16 protein-coding genes are annotated in these 14,312 nt (G+C 67.1%); 6 read left to right on the top strand and 10 right to left on the bottom strand.

Annotation, left to right across the window (positions count from 1 at the left end):
• Window positions 1–8: 8 nt before the first annotated feature.
• The 5 genes from HNP55_RS12280 (at window position 9) to HNP55_RS12260 (ending at window position 3,954) form a co-directional block, all read left to right on the top strand.
• Entirely contained in the window at window positions 9–1,385 is a 1,377-nt protein-coding gene (locus tag HNP55_RS12280) for a sigma-54-dependent transcriptional regulator (RefSeq protein WP_184299626.1), read from the top strand.
• Window positions 1,382–2,737, top strand: a complete 1,356-nt coding sequence (locus HNP55_RS24790; RefSeq protein ID WP_184299624.1) for an ATP-binding protein — start codon at window positions 1,382–1,384, stop codon at window positions 2,735–2,737. Before HNP55_RS12280 ends, HNP55_RS24790 begins: the two co-directional genes overlap by 4 nt.
• A 12-nt stretch (window positions 2,738–2,749) precedes the next feature.
• Window positions 2,750–3,271 (top strand): peptidylprolyl isomerase, encoded by a 522-nt coding sequence (locus HNP55_RS12270; RefSeq protein WP_184299622.1) that lies wholly within the window; start codon window positions 2,750–2,752, stop codon window positions 3,269–3,271.
• A gap of 69 nt (window positions 3,272–3,340) precedes the next feature.
• A complete protein-coding gene (locus tag HNP55_RS12265) occupies window positions 3,341–3,616 on the top strand; it encodes a type II toxin-antitoxin system Phd/YefM family antitoxin (RefSeq protein WP_184299620.1) in 276 nt (91 codons plus the stop codon).
• Window positions 3,616–3,954 (top strand): type II toxin-antitoxin system RelE/ParE family toxin, encoded by a 339-nt coding sequence (locus HNP55_RS12260; RefSeq protein WP_184299617.1) that lies wholly within the window; start codon window positions 3,616–3,618, stop codon window positions 3,952–3,954. The genes HNP55_RS12265 and HNP55_RS12260 overlap by 1 nt, the downstream gene beginning before the upstream one ends.
• A gap of 1 nt (window position 3,955) precedes the next feature.
• Here the strand turns inward: HNP55_RS12260 and dut are convergent, their stop codons facing one another.
• Together dut and coaBC are read right to left on the bottom strand one after the other, a co-directional pair.
• A complete protein-coding gene (gene dut / locus HNP55_RS12255; RefSeq protein WP_184299615.1) occupies window positions 3,956–4,414 on the bottom strand; it encodes a dUTP diphosphatase in 459 nt (152 codons plus the stop codon).
• Entirely contained in the window at window positions 4,411–5,634 is a 1,224-nt protein-coding gene (coaBC, locus tag HNP55_RS12250) for a bifunctional phosphopantothenoylcysteine decarboxylase/phosphopantothenate--cysteine ligase CoaBC (RefSeq protein WP_184299613.1), read from the bottom strand. Before coaBC ends, dut begins: the two co-directional genes overlap by 4 nt.
• Before the next feature lie 65 nt (window positions 5,635–5,699).
• On the opposite strand from coaBC, the gene HNP55_RS12245 reads away from it, so the two are divergent.
• Window positions 5,700–6,446 carry a YoaK family protein gene (locus tag HNP55_RS12245; protein ID WP_184299611.1) on the top strand — a complete coding sequence of 249 codons (747 nt, stop codon included), beginning with the start codon at window positions 5,700–5,702 and terminating at the stop codon, window positions 6,444–6,446.
• On the opposite strand, the gene trmB is transcribed toward HNP55_RS12245, so the two are convergent.
• The 8 genes from trmB to HNP55_RS12205 all read right to left on the bottom strand — a co-directional run bounded on the left by trmB (window position 6,447) and on the right by HNP55_RS12205 (window position 14,064).
• Entirely contained in the window at window positions 6,447–7,178 is a 732-nt protein-coding gene (gene trmB / locus HNP55_RS12240) for a tRNA (guanosine(46)-N7)-methyltransferase TrmB (RefSeq protein WP_184299609.1), read from the bottom strand.
• Window positions 7,179–7,231: 53 nt separating this feature from the next.
• Window positions 7,232–7,999: a deoxyribose-phosphate aldolase gene (gene deoC, locus HNP55_RS12235; RefSeq protein ID WP_184299607.1), complete on the bottom strand. Its 768-nt coding sequence runs from the start codon at window positions 7,997–7,999 to the stop codon at window positions 7,232–7,234.
• A gap of 2 nt (window positions 8,000–8,001) precedes the next feature.
• Window positions 8,002–8,847 carry a purine-nucleoside phosphorylase gene (locus HNP55_RS12230; protein ID WP_246448362.1) on the bottom strand — a complete coding sequence of 282 codons (846 nt, stop codon included), beginning with the start codon at window positions 8,845–8,847 and terminating at the stop codon, window positions 8,002–8,004.
• Between the two features lie 11 nt (window positions 8,848–8,858).
• Window positions 8,859–9,272, bottom strand: a complete 414-nt coding sequence (cdd, locus tag HNP55_RS12225; protein WP_221439556.1) for a cytidine deaminase — start codon at window positions 9,270–9,272, stop codon at window positions 8,859–8,861.
• Window positions 9,273–10,262: an ABC transporter permease gene (locus HNP55_RS12220; protein ID WP_184299605.1), complete on the bottom strand. Its 990-nt coding sequence runs from the start codon at window positions 10,260–10,262 to the stop codon at window positions 9,273–9,275. It lies immediately after the preceding gene.
• On the bottom strand, window positions 10,255–11,382 hold the full coding sequence (locus tag HNP55_RS12215; RefSeq protein ID WP_184299603.1) for an ABC transporter permease: 1,128 nt from the start codon (window positions 11,380–11,382) through the stop codon (window positions 10,255–10,257). The genes HNP55_RS12220 and HNP55_RS12215 overlap by 8 nt, the downstream gene beginning before the upstream one ends.
• The gene (locus HNP55_RS12210) at window positions 11,379–12,983 is read right to left on the bottom strand and encodes an ABC transporter ATP-binding protein (protein ID WP_184299601.1); all 1,605 of its coding nucleotides are present in this window, start codon (window positions 12,981–12,983) and stop codon (window positions 11,379–11,381) included. The genes HNP55_RS12215 and HNP55_RS12210 overlap by 4 nt, the downstream gene beginning before the upstream one ends.
• A 91-nt stretch (window positions 12,984–13,074) precedes the next feature.
• Window positions 13,075–14,064 carry a BMP family protein gene (locus HNP55_RS12205; RefSeq protein WP_184299599.1) on the bottom strand — a complete coding sequence of 330 codons (990 nt, stop codon included), beginning with the start codon at window positions 14,062–14,064 and terminating at the stop codon, window positions 13,075–13,077.
• Window positions 14,065–14,312 lie beyond the last annotated feature (248 nt).

Below are 14,312 nucleotides of genomic sequence, written 5' to 3'. Positions count from 1 at the left end.
TCAGCAGCATGGAAGCCAGCCCAAGCCCGAACGCGCCCATCCTCGTCGCCGATGACGACGCGGCCGTGCGGGCGGCCCTGCGCCTGTTCCTGAAAAGCGAGGGCCTGAGCAGCGTGCTGGTGGCCTCGCCGCAAGAAGCCCTGGCCGAGCTGGCCCAGGGCGCGGTCGGCCTGCTGCTGGCCGATCTCAACTACGCCCGCGACACCACCTCGGGCGAGGAAGGCCTGGCGCTGATACGCCAGGCGCGTGCCCAATCCGCCCTGCTGCCCATCGTCGCGATGACGGCCTGGGGCAGCATCCCGCTGGCGGTGCAGGCCCTGCAGCTGGGCGCCAATGATTTCATCGAAAAACCCTGGGACAACACCCGCCTGGCCGCCGTGCTGCGCAATCAGCTGAGCTTGCACAGCAGCCGCCAGCAAGCCGCGCGCCTGGCGGCCGAGAACGCCTTGCTGCAGGCCGACAGCACCGAGCAAGCCTGGCTGGGCCAGTCCCCGGCCTTGCTGGGCCTGATGCGGCGGGTGGCGGCCGTGGCGGCGGCCGATGTGAATCTGCTGATCACCGGCGAGAACGGCACCGGCAAAAGCCAGCTAGCCCAGGCCATCCACCGCCAAAACCATAAAGCCGGCGGCCCCTTCATCAGCCTGAATATGGGCGCCATCCCCGACACCTTGTTCGAAAGCGAGCTGTTCGGTGTTGAGCGCGGCGCCTTCACCGATGCGCGCCAGACCCGGCTGGGCCGCTTCGAGCTGGCCGATGGCGGCACCCTGTTCCTGGACGAGGTGGGCAATATCCCGCTGGCCCAGCAGGCCAAGCTCTTGCGGGTGCTGGAGAGCGGGGCGTTCGAGCGCCTGGGCTCGGCCACGCCGCGCCGGGCCCAGGTCCGCCTGATCAGCGCCACCAATGCCGACCTGGATCAGCTGGTGAGCCAGGGCCTGTTCCGCCGCGACCTGCTCTACCGGCTCAATAGCGTGCAGCTGCATCTGCCGCCGCTGCGCGAGCGCGGCGCCGACATCCTTCTGCTGGCCCAGCACTTTCTGGCCGGCCACGCCCGCCGCTATCAGCGGCCCGCGCTGGCCCTGGCCGAGTCCGCCAGGCAGGCCTTGCTGAACCATGCCTGGCCCGGCAATGTGCGCGAGCTGAGCCACTGCCTGGAAAGAGCCTGCCTGCTGAGCCCGGGCGACGCCATCGAGGCCGCCGATCTGGGCCTGCAGCCCCAAGCCCATGCACCGGCCCGGGAGCTGGAGCAGCTGACCCTGGACGAGGCCGAGAAGCTGCTGATCCGCAAGGCCTTGCAGCGCAGCCAGGGCAATGCCTTGGCTGCGGCCCAGACCCTGGGCCTGAGCCGCTCGGCCTTTTACCGCCGTCTGGAAAAACACCAGCTGTGAGCCCACGCAGCCAAGGCAAACAAGGCTTCGCCCAGGCGCAATTCCTGCGGGCGCTGGCCGGCGGCGCGCCCGCCCTGCTGCTGGCCGCCTATCTGCTGAGCCAGCAGGCCTGGTCCATCTACCCCAAGATCTTGCTGCTCTGCCTGGCCGGCGCCGCCTGGCTGGGCATGGCCTGGCGCTTGCGCGAGCGGGCGGAGTTCCAGCGCCTGCTGCTGGGCAATGTGATCGAGGGCGTGATCGCTGGCGAGTACCAGCAGCGCCTGCGCCGTGCCGGCCCCGAGGACTTGCTGGGCGAGCAGATCAACCGCCTGGTGGACGGCCTGCACCAGCAGCGCCAGCAGGCGCTGGCGGCGCTGAGCCTGGCCGAAAACGTGCTGCAGCAACTGGATGTGGCGGTGTTCGCCTTCGACGGCCAGGACCACCTGCAACTGGCCAACCCCAGCGCCCTGCGCCTGCTGCAATGCGAGGCCGCGCAAGCCCTGGGCCGGGACGCGCGCAGCCTGGGCCTGGCGGCGCTATTGCAGGCCGACACCGAGCCGCTGTGCGAGCATGTCTTTCCCGGTGCCGCCGGCCTGTGGCGCCTGCGCCGCCAGGCCTATGCCATGCCCGGCCAGAGTCAGGACAAGCCGGCCCAGCATCGTCTGCTCTTCGTCACCGATCTCAAGCAGGTCCTGCGCGAGGAGGAGTTGCAAGCCTGGCAGCGCCTGCTGCGGGTGCTGAGCCATGAGGTCAACAACTCCCTGGCCCCCATCGCCAGCCTGAGCGAGATGCTGAGCCAGGGCCTGCAAAAACAGGGGCAGGGCCAGGCGATCAGCGCCGACTGGCGCCAGGATGCCGAAGAGTCCCTGGCCTTGATCCGTGACCGCGCCCGCCATCTGGGCGAGTTTGTACAGCGCTATGCCCAGCTGGCCCGCCTGCCCGAGCCGCACAAGCAGCGCTTTGACCTGGCCGCCCTGCTGCGCCGCCTGCCCGCCTTGCTGCCGCAGGCGCGGCTGGAGCTAAGCGGCCTGGGCGAGGGCGAGCTACCTTTTTTCGGCGACCCGGTGCAGATCGAGCAGATGCTGATCAATCTGCTGCAGAACGGCATCGAAGCCGGTGGCGCGCCGCTGCGCCTGCAGGTGCAGGCCCAGCCTTTGGAACTGCGCCTGCTGGACCAGGGCTGCGGCATCGCCAACGCGGCCAATCTCTTCGTGCCCTTCTACACCACCAAGCCGCAGGGCAGCGGCATCGGCCTGGTGCTGGCGCGGCGCATCGCCGAGGCCCACCAGGGCAGCCTCGCCCTGAGCAATCGGCCGAACGACCCCGGCTGCCAGGCCCTGCTGCGCTTTGCCACGGCGCCGGGAAGCCTGTGAAACAATGCAGGCATGAAAATTTCTGCCCCCTGTGTGGTCGCCCTGAGCTGGCGACTTGAAGATGCCCAAGGCCAAATGATCGACGAACTGGCCGAGCCGCTGGAGTTTTTCTACGGTGGCAGCGATCTGTTTGCCAAGGTCGAGGAGGCCCTGCTGGACCAGCAAGCCGGCTACGCCGTCAGCCTGGCCCTGCAACCCGAAGAAGCCTTTGGCGACTACGACTCCAGCCTGGTCTGCTTCGAATCGCGCAGCCTCTTCCCCGACGAGGTCGAGCCCGGCATGCAGCTCGAAGGCCTGCCCGAGGGCGCGGCCACGCCGGACATGCCCGAGCACGCGCTCTACACCATCACCGACGTCTACCCCGAGCATGTGGTGCTGGACGGCAACCACCCCCTGGCCGGCATCGGCCTGCGCATGCATCTGAAAGTGCTGGAGGTGCGCGCCGCCAGCGAGGCCGAGATCGAGGCCGGCTCGCTGGGCGAGGCCGTGTTCAGCGTGATCGGCGGGGCGCCAGCGGACGAACCCCTTCATTGACACCCTGAGTCACAAGGCCAAATAAAGACTATATTTAGTCATCCCGCGTCAAATGCGAAAGGCCTCCTCATGCGTTACACCAGTCAAATCAAGCCCATCAGCTACCTCAAGGCCAATGCGGCCGAGGTACTGAGCCTGCTGTGCCAGGAGCGGCAACCCATCGTCATCACCCAGAACGGTGAAGCCAAGGCGGTGCTGCAAGATGTGGCCTCGTATGAAGAGACCCAGGAAACCCTGGCCTTGCTGAAGATTCTGGCCTTGGGCAACCAGGAGATTGCCGAAGGCAAGCTCAAACCGGCCGCCCAGGTGGTCGCGCGCCTGCGGGCCAAGCACCCGGCACGCTGATGGCCGCGGCGCGCAGCTACGAGGTCTTGCTGACGGCGGGCGCCGAGCGGGATCTTGAAGCCATCTACGACTACATCGCCGAGTACGATTGCAGCGCCAGCGCCAATCATGTGCTGGACGAATTGACGCTCGTCATTGCCAGCCTGCAGCAATTTCCCGAGCGCGGCAGCATTCCCAGAGAACTGCTGGCCCTGGGTCTGCGCGAATACCGGCAAACCATGTTCAAGCCCTATCGCGTGATCTACCGGGTGCTGGCAGCACAAGTCCTGATCTACCTGATCGCCGATGGCCGACGCGATATGCAAGCCCTGCTGACGCGGCGCCTGCTGAGCGCTTGATTCAAGCCTTACCCGTAGACCCAAACCCGCCCTCGCCCCGCTGCGAGGCATCGGCAAAGTCTTCGACGCGGCGAAAGGCCGCCTGCACCACCGGCACCAGCACCAGTTGGGCGATGCGCTCCAGGGGTTGGATCACGAAGGCCGTCTGGCCGCGGTTCCAGCAGCTCACCATCAGCTGGCCCTGGTAATCGCTGTCGATCAGGCCGACCAGATTGCCCAGCACGATGCCATGCTTGTGGCCCAGGCCGGAGCGCGGCAGGATGATGGCGGCCAGGCCGGGGTCGTTGATGTGGATGGCCAGGCCGGTGGGCACAAGAAAAGTCTGGCCGGGCTCCAGAGTCACGGGCGCATCCAGGCAGGCGCGCAGGTCCAGGCCGGCGCTGCCGGGCGTGGCATAACTGGGGATTTGCTCGGCCATGCGGGCATCGAGCACTTTGAGGTCAACGGTGGTCTGGGTCATTGTTTTGCATTCAGGCGCCGGGCGATGTCCGCGATCAACTCGCGGGCCAGGCTTTGTTTGTCGTTGTGGGGAATTTCGCGCTCGCCCTCGGCGTCCACCAGCAGCAAGGCATTGTGGTCCTGGCCGAAGGTGGCCGGGCCGACATTGCCGACCAGCAAGGGCACCTTCTTGCGCAGGCGCTTGGCGCGGGCATGGGCGGCGAGATTTTCGCTCTCGGCCGCAAAGCCCACGCAGAAAGGTGGCGCGGGCAAGGCGGCCACGCTGGCCAGGATGTCGGGGTTCTCGCACATGGCGATGCTGGGCGCGCTGCCGCTGCCGTCTTTCTTGATCTTCTGAGCGCTGCTCTGTGCCGGCCGCCAATCGGCCACCGCGGCCGTGGCCACAAACAGGTCTTGCGCCGGCGCCAGCGGCAGCACGGCGTCGAACATCTGCTGGGCGCTTTGCACATCGATGCGGGTCACGCCGCGCGGCGTGGCCAGATGCACGGGGCCGGCCACCAAAGTCACCTCGGCGCCGGCCTCGCGGGCCGCGCGGGCGATGGCAAAACCCATCTTGCCGCTGGACAGATTGGTAATGCCGCGCACCGGATCGATGGGCTCAAAGGTCGGGCCGGCGGTGATCAAGAGCTTGCGCCCGGCCAGCAGCTTGGGCTGGAAGATGGCTAGCACCTCCTCCAGCAGATCGGCCGCCTCCAGCATGCGGCCGTCGCCCACCTCGCCGCAGGCCTGGTCGCCCGCGTCGGGGCCGAGGATCAAGGTGCCGTCGGCCTTGAGCTGGGCGATATTGCGCTGGGTGGCCGGGTGGGCCCACATCTCGCGGTTCATGGCCGGGGCCACGGCCAGGGGGCAGCGCTCCAGCGGGCGCGCCAGGGCCGTCAGGCTCAGCAATTCGTCGGCGCGGCCCTGGGCCAGCTTGGCGAGGAAGTCGGCGCTGGCCGGGGCGATCAGCATCAGATCGGCCTCGCGGCCCAGATTGATGTGGGCCATATTATTGGGCTCGCGCGCATCCCACTGGCTGGTGACAACGGCGCGGCCCGACAAGGCTTGCAAGGTGACGGCGGTAATGAACTGCTCGGCCGCGGCCGTCATCACGACCTGCACGGTGGCACCGGCCTTGCTCAGCAGGCGGATCAGCTCGGCGCTCTTGTAGCAGGCGATGCCGCCCGAGAGGCCGAGCAAGACATGCTTGCCGGCCAGTTGAAGAGGAGTGGTTTCAGACATGGGCCGCACTCTAGCAGGCTGGCCACCACCCCCAGGGCGCAGACCGCATCCCGTATGCTTGACCCATGCCCGTCAACTACCTCGCCGATCTGACCTCGCCGGTGCGCAGCCCGCGCGCCAATCTGCATCTGGGCGCGGGCCTGGCCTTTGTGGCGGGCGCGCTCAACGCCGGCGGCTTTCTGGCCGTAGGCCAGTACACCTCGCATATGACGGGCCTGGTCTCGGGTGCGACCGATGCATTGGCCTTGGGCCATCTGGCCCTGGCCATCAGCGCCCTGGTGGCCGTGGCGGCTTTCGTGACCGGAGCGGGCAGCACAGCTTTGATGGTCAATTACAGCCGCCGCAATTTCCCGGCTTGGACCTATGTGCCCACGCTGCTGCTGGAGGCCGTGCTGCTGCTGGTCTTTGGCCTGGTTGGCAGCCAGTTGCTGCCGCAGCAGATCGAACGGGTCTCGCTGACCACCTTGCTGCTGTGCTTTGTGATGGGTTTGCAGAATGCCCTGATCACCAAGATCTCCAAGGCCGAGATTCGCACCACCCATGTCACCGGTCTGCTGACCGATCTGGGCCTGGAATTGGGCCGCCTGATCTACTGGAACCAAGGCAAGCAGGCCGAGCAGGTGCGCGCCGACCGGCGCCGCCTGCGCATTCACGCCAGCCTGGTGCTGGCCTTTTTCTTGGGCGGCATCTCGGGTGCTCTGGGCTTCAAGCACGCGGGCTTCATCGCCACCCTGCCCCTGGCCGCCGCGCTCTTGCTGCTGGCCTTGGCCAGCTTGCTGCGCGGCATGCGCGGGGACTTGGTGGAGCGCTGATCAAGGCTTGCGGCGGAACACCAGGTCCCAGACGCCATGGCCCAGCTTGATGCCACGGTTCTCAAATTTGGTCAGCGGCCGATAACTGGGAGTTTCAGCGTAGCCGGTGGCCGTGTTTTCCAGCAGCGGCTCGGCGCTCAGCACCTCCAGCATCTGCTGGGCATAGGGCTCCCAGTCGGTGGCGCAATGCAGATAGCCGCCCGGGCGGATGTGTTTGACCAGCTTGGCCACAAAAGCCGGCTGGATCAGGCGGCGCTTGTTGTGGCGCTTTTTGTGCCAGGGGTCGGGGAAGAAGATGTGCACGCCGGCCAGCGAGGCGGGCGCAATCATCTGCTCCAGCACCTCGACGGCATCGTGTTGGAGGATGCGGATATTGCCGAGCTGCTTCTCGTCAATATGCTTGAGCAAGGCGCCGACGCCGGGCTCGTGCACCTCGCAGCCGAGGAAGTCGTGGTCGGCCAGGGTCTGGGCGATCTTGGCCGTGGCGTCGCCCATGCCGAAGCCGATCTCCAGCACCAGCGGCGCCTCGCGGCCGAACACGGCGGCCACATCCAGGCGCTGGCCCGGGGTGAAGGGCAGAACGAATTTGGGCCCCAGCTCGGCCAAGGCCTTGACCTGGCCCGAACCCATGCGTCCGGCGCGCACCACAAAGCTCTTGATGGCGCGCTGCGGATGGGCCGCTGCGGCCTCGGTCTCAGCGGGCGTGGCGGGGTTTTCTGGAAGCTCGGACATGGTGACAGCGCGGTAACGGGTAAGGGACGACAAAGAAAGGGCGGGAGTCTAGCCTAGTAGCCAGATCCGGGGGCGCCGGCAGATTGGCCGTCCAGCAGCGCCAGGATATCGCTCAGCAACCCGCTGGCGCCGAAGCGCAGGCGGGCGGGCTGCAGGGCCGCCGCGCCCAGGGCCTGCTCGGCCAGGGCCAGATAGGTCTCGGCGTCCCGCACGGTGCGTATGCCACCCGAGGCCTTGAAGCCAAGGCCGGGCCTGGCGGCCTTGGCGATCTCGTCCAGCATGGCCTCCGCGGCCGCGGGCGTGGCCGAGACGGGCGATTTGCCGGTGCTGGTCTTGATGAAATCGGCGCCCGCGGCCATCGACAGCTGGGTCGCCAGGCGGATCAGCTCGGGCGTCGCCAGCTCGCCGCTTTCGATAATGACCTTGAGCGTCTTGCCCGCGCAGGCGGCACGCACGCCGGCGAGGAAGTCGCTGACCGCTTGCTGCTGCCCGGCCTGCAAGGCCCGGTAAGGCAGGACCACATCGACCTCGTCGCCACCCGCCGCCAGGATGGCCTGCACATCGGCCAGGGCCTGGGGCAGATCCAGATCTCCGGCAGGGAAATTGGCCACGGCCGCAACTTTGATGCCGGCCGGCAGCGCCGCCCGGGCCTGGGCCACAAAACGCGGCCACACGCAGACGGCGGCCACCGGGCCATGGGCGCTCTGGGCACGCGCGCACAGGGCCGCGATGTCGGCGGCCGTGTCGGCCTCGCCCAGGCTGGTCAGGTCCAGGCATTGCAGGGCCAGGGCGGCCGACTGTTTCAGGCTGCGTTGGCTCATGCTCAGGCCTGCAGCGAGGGCAGCTCGGCCAGGCTGGCGACCACGGCGGCCAGGAAGCCGGCGGCGCGCTCGCCCGAGGCCTGGGCCTGCTGCAGGGTCAGGGCATGGGTCAGGGCCTCTTCCGACAGGCCGGCGGCCATATTCGTCATCAAGGCCAGGCCCATCACGCGCAGGCCGCAGTGACGGGCCAGAATGGTTTCGGGCACGGTGCTCATGCCGACGGCGTCGGCCCCCCAGGCGGCAAACATGCGGATCTCGGCCGGGGTCTCGAACTGCGGCCCTAAGGCCCAGCAGTAAACGCCCTCGCCCAGCACCTGGCCGGTCTGGGCCGCGACCTGCCTGGCATTGGCCAGCAGCTCGCGGTCATAGGCCTGGTTCATGTCCACAAAACGCTCGCTGCCGGGCTCGCCGACCAGGGGCGAACGCTGGGGCGCGTTGATGTGGTCATTGATCAGCATCAGGCTGCCCGGCGGCATGCTGGGGCGCAGCGAGCCCGAGGCATTGGTCTGCAGCAAGACCTTGACGCCCCAGCGCTTCAGGCTGCGCAGGGCGCCGGCCATGCCGGTGCAGTCGCCGCTCTCGTAGGTGTGGGCGCGGCCACGCAGCATCACAACACGCTGGGCGCCGATCTGGCCGAGCACGATCTCGTTGACATGGCCTTCCACCTTGGGTTGAGGAAAGGCCGGCAGCTCGGCATAGCTCAGGCGCTGAGCCTGCTCCACCAGGCTGACGGCGCCCGACCAGCCCGAGCCCAGCACCACGGCCACGGCGGGGGCGGCGCCAAACTGGCTGTTCAAGCGGGCAAGGGTGGCGTCAATCTTGGCGTCCAGGGCTTTGTTATCGATCATATTCACTGCTTTCAAAATTTGAGATGGTCGGGGCCGAAGCTGTAGGGCAGCAGCTCGGCCAGGGTCCAGTGCTGGCGGATGCCGCCGGGATCGGCCGCGATGATGAGCAGCTCGGGCCCGGCAAACTCGCGCAGCTTCTGGCGGCAGCCGCCGCAGGGCGTGATGATGTCGGGCCCGGGGCCGCTGACCAGCACGGCCCGCACCTGGCGGCCACCCGCCATCACCATCGCACCCAGGGCCGTGGCCTCGGCGCACCAGCCTTGCGGGTAGGCCGCGTTCTCGATATTGGCGCCCATATGGATGCGACCTTGCTCGTCCAGAATCGCCGCACCCACGGCATAGCGCGAGTAAGGCGAATGCGAATGCGCGCGGGCGGCCAGCGAGGCCTGCAGCAAGCGCTGCTGGATGTCAGCTGCGAGATTCAATCAGCGCTCCTTCACATAAGGCAGGCCCAGGGCCTTGGGCGCCAAGGCCTGGCCGATGAAGCCGGCCAGCAGCACCACGGTCAGCAGATAAGGCAGGGCCTGGATGGCTTGCACCGGCACCTCGGCACCGCCTAAGGCGGCCGGCAGGCTAACGCCTTGCATGCGTATGGCCAGGGCATCCAAAAATCCGAACAGCAGGCAGGCCAGCAAGGTGGGCACCGGCTTCCACTTGCCGAAGATCAGCGCAGCCAGGGCGATATAGCCGCGGCCCGCCGTCATATTGGGCGAGAAGGCCGCGTTCTGGGCCAGGGTCAGATAGCTGCCGGCCAGCCCGCACAAAACCCCATTCATCAGCAGGGCCGAATAACGCAGGCCGGCGACGGACACGCCGGCCGCATCCACCATGGCCGGGTTCTCGCCGACGGCGCGCAGGCGCAGGCCGGGCCGGGTGCGCTCCATGAAGAACCACACGGCGGCCACCAGGGCGAAAGCCAGATAGACCAACACGTTATGGCTCAAGACCCCATGGCCCAGCACGGCGCCGAGCCAGGGGCCCAGAGCGGCCTGGGCGGCGGCGGGCTCGCTCCAGCTGGGGATCAGGCCGGTCAGGCGCACGCTGGCGTCCACCGGCGGGGTCTGGCCGCCCTGGCTGAACCAGGCAATGCCCAGCACCACGGTCAGCCCTGCGGCCACCATATTCAGGGCCACGCCCGACACCACCTGATCGCCGCGGTGGCTGACGCAGGCAAAACCGTGGATCATGGACATGGCGCAGGCCACGGCGATGGCGGCCATGATGCCTAGCCCCGTCGAATGGCTGGCACTCGCGGCGGCAGCGGCGGCAAAGGCGGCGAACAGCATCTTGCCTTCCAGGCCTATGTCCACCACACCGGCGCGCTCGCTCAGCAGTCCCGCCAGGGCGCAGAGCAGCAGGGGCGTGGTGACGCGCAGGGTGGAGGCCAGCACCGAGCCCATCATGACCTCATCCATGGAGGCTCTCCTTGTTCTTGTTGGCGGCGCCGAACAAGGCCACCAGCTTGACGAATAGAGGCACGCTGACGGTAGCCATGGCACCCGCGAACAGCACGATGAGGCCTTGGGCCGTCACCACCATCTCGCGGCTGAAGCCGGGCAGCTCGAAGGACAGCTCGACCCCGCCCTGATAGAGCACACCGAACAGCAGCGAGGCCAGCACGATGCCGATGGGGTGATTGCGCCCCATCAAGGCCACGGCGATGCCGGTGAAGCCGGCACCGGCCACAAAGTCCAGCGTCAGCTTGCCCTGCACGCCCGAGATCTCGTTGACGGCCACCAGGCCGGCCAGCGCGCCCGACAAGCCCATGGCCAAGAGCACCTGCCAGCGTGGCTTGATGCCGGCGTAATGCGCGGCGCGCGGCGCACTGCCGACGGCGCGCAAGACATAGCCCGCCCCGCTCTTCCACAAAAACCAGTGCACGAAAATGCAGGCCAGCACGGCCAGCAACAGGCTCAGATTGAGCGGCGAGGACGGCAGCTCCCAGCCCAGCATGGCGGCCAGGCTGTGCAAGCTGGGCATGCGGGCCGAATCGGCAAAGGCCTGGCTCTCTACCGACATGCTGTCCGCGGGACGCAGCCAGTTCACCAGCAGATAGACGTTCAGGCTGGCCGCCAGAAAATTGAACATGATGGTGGTGATGACGATATGGCTGCCGCGCCAGGCCTGCAGATAGCCGGGGATGGCCGCCCACACCATGCCGAACAAGGCCGCGGCCAGCACCAGCAAGGGCAGCAAGGCAACAGCCGGCAAATGGGGCCCAAGCAGCAAGGCCAGCAAGGCCAGGCCCAGGCCGCCAAAGGTCGCCTGGCCCTCGCCACCGATATTGAACAGGCCACCGTGGAAGGCCACGGCCACGGCCAGGCCGGTGAAGATGAAGGTGGTGGTGTAGTAAAGCGTGTAGCCGATGCCACGCGCACTGCCCAGGGCACCGTGCAGCAAAATCGTTAGTGCCTGCCAGGGGCTCTGGCCTATGACCAGCACCACCAGGCCGGCCACGGCCAGGGCGACGGCCAGATTCCACAGCGGCAGCAGGCCCACATCGATCCAGCGGGGCAAGGTCTTGGCCTGGCTCATGCTGCCTGCCCCTCGGCTTGCGCCGTCTCGTGTTGCGAAGCCATCAACAGTCCCAATTTTTTCTCATCGCAGTCTTCAATCCCCAACTCGCCGGTGATGCGGCCGCTGTTCATCACGATGACGCGGTCGGCCAGGGCCAGGATCTCGTCCAGCTCGCTGCTGACCAACAGGACGGCGCAGCCGGCATCGCGCAGCCCGCGCAGCTGCTGGTGGATGAACTCGATCGCGCCGATGTCCACCCCGCGGGTGGGCTGGCCCACCAGCAAGACGCTGGGTGCCTGGCCGATCTCGCGCGCCAGCACCAGTTTCTGCTGATTGCCGCCGGAGAATTTGGAGGAACCCAAGTTCACATCGCGCGGCCGCACATCGAAGCGCTCCTGCATCTGCGCGGTCTGCGCGCGCATCCGGCCATGGTCCATGCTCAGACCGCGGCGATAGGCCGGCTGCTGCTGATAGCCCAGCACGGCCGTCTCCCAGGCCGGGAAGCTCTTCACCAGGGCGCAGGCCAGGCGGTCCTCCGGCACATGGGCCAGCTTGAGTTCGCGCGCCCGCGCAGGCGTCAACCAGGGGCCGCTGGCGGCGTCGAACTCGGCCTGAGCCAAGGTCAAGCGCCCGGCTTGCGGCGCCAGCATGCCGGACAGCAGCTCCAGCAGCTCGGTCTGGCCATTGCCCGAGACGCCGGCCACACCGACGATCTCGCCCGCATGCAGGGCCAGGCTCACATCCTTCAGCGTCTCGACCCCGTTGTCCGCACGCAGGCTCAAGCCCGTGGCGCGCAGGCGGACCTGCTCACCCGAGGGCCGGGCCCCAGCCTTGCGGCCCAGATTGACCTTGCGCCCCACCATGGCCTCGGCCAAGGCCTCGGGGCTGGTGTCGCTGATCGCCGTGGTCTGCACCACCTGACCGGCCCGCATGACGGTGACCGTGTCGCACAGCGACATGACTTCCTTGAGCTTGTGGGTGATCAGCACAATCGTCGTGCCTGACTTCTCTTTCAAGCGGCGCAGGGTCTCGAAGAGCTGCAGCGTTTCCTGCGGGGTCAGCACGGCGGTGGGCTCGTCCAGGATCAAGACCTTGGCACCCCGGTACAAGGCCTTGAGGATCTCCAGCCGTTGCAACTCGCCCACCGGCAGATCGCCCACCAAGGCGTCCAGATGTACGTGCAGGCCGGACTCCGCCATCAGCAGCTCAAGCTTGGCCCTCGCCTTGGCCTTGGAGCGGGCCAGCAAGAAGCCGCCTTCCGCGCCCAGCATGATGTTGTCCAGGCAGCTGAGTGTGTCCACCAGCATGAAGTGCTGATGCACCATGCCCAGGCCCAAATCAATCGCCTGATGGCTGTTGTGGATCTGGACCGGCCGGCCACCCACCTCGATCTGGCCCGCATCGGCCTGGTAGTAGCCGTAGAGAATGGCCATCAGGGTGCTCTTGCCCGCGCCGTTCTCGCCCACCAGACCGTGGACGGTGCCGGGCTCAATCGTCAGATTGACTTCCCTGTTCGCTTGCACCGCGCCGAAGCGCTTGGAGATCGCGAGCAGGCGGACGGCGGGCGAGCGCCCGGTCGACGCCGCAGGCTGGTGATTCGCCGTTGAAGATTCGCTCATGCGCTAAGGATTTATTGAATGCCGGGCGGACAAGAAAAAGGAGGCCTTGCAGAGCATGGATGCCCAACAAGCCTCCGCCGTGGGGGTGCTATCAATACTTGCAGGAACCGCTGGCCATGAAGTCCACGACCTTGACCTTGCCCGTGACGATGTCGGCCTTGATGGCCTCGACCTTGGCCTTGAGCGCGGGCGTCAGCAGCTTGGCGTTGTGCTGGTCGGCGGCATAGTCCACGCCGCCCTCCTTCAGGCCCAGCTCGCTGACGCCGGGCTTCCAGCCCTTGAGCACGTTGTAGACGGCCACATCCACCCGCTTGACCATGGAGGTCAGCATGGTGCCGGGCTGCAGATGGTTTTGATTGCTGTCCACGCCGATGGCCAGCTTGCCGGCATCCTTGGCGGCCTGGTAGACGCCCGAGCCGGTGCCGCCGGCGGCGGCAAAGACCACGTCCGAGCCCTTGGCGAACTGGGCCTTGGCCAGCTCGCTGCCGCGGGTGGGGTCGTTCCAGGCGCTGGAGGTGGTGCCGGTCATATTCGAGAAGACCTCGGCCTTGGGGTTGGTGGCCTTGGCGCCTTGCTCGTAGCCGCACTGGAATTTGCGAATCAGCGGAATGTCCATGCCGCCCACAAAGCCGACCTTGCCGGTCTTGCTGGCCAGCACGGCCATGGCACCAACCAGATAGCTGCCCTCATGCTCCTTGAACAGCAGGGACTGCACATTGGGCAGATTGACCTTGGCGTCGACGATGGCGAACTGGGTCTTAGGGAAGTCCTTGGCCACCTGCTCCAGCGCCGAGGCCTGGGCGAAGCCCACGCTGATGATGGGGCTGGCGCCGCGCTCGGCCATGCGGCGTATCGCCTGCACGCGCTGGGTGTCGTTGCTGATCTCGAATTCGAGATAGTTCTTGCCCGTCTCCTGCTTCCAGCGCTCCACGCCACGGTAGGCCGACTCATTGAAACTCTTGTCGAACTTGCCCCCCATATCAAAGATGACGGCGGGCTGAGACTGCGCCTGGGCGGAGCAGGCGGCGGCCGTCAGGGCAAGAGTCACTGCGGCACGTATCAACGAGGAGGAAGCAATCATGGCGGTGGCGGGGGCTGGCAGAGGATGAAAGACTGAGCAAAAGGCGAAATTGCGCCTCTTGCGGAAGGAATTCGTGATTCAAGCCGTATTCGGGCCGAACAGCGCGCTGCACATTGTAAGAAGCGCCAGTGTATCGACAGCGGAGTAGAAACACTAAAACGTTTGCGCGCCCGTGTTTGCCGACTTTTGCCACCGGCTTGCCCAAGCCCTTGTTCGATAGGCGTGACACAGCACCATGCAATCGCCCA

Source organism: Roseateles oligotrophus, assembly GCF_014204525.1.
Taxonomy (GTDB): domain Bacteria; phylum Pseudomonadota; class Gammaproteobacteria; order Burkholderiales; family Burkholderiaceae_C; genus Paucibacter_A; species Paucibacter_A oligotrophus_A.
Note: the sequence above shows the minus strand (reverse complement) of the source record. Positions and strands in the feature narration are given on the sequence as shown.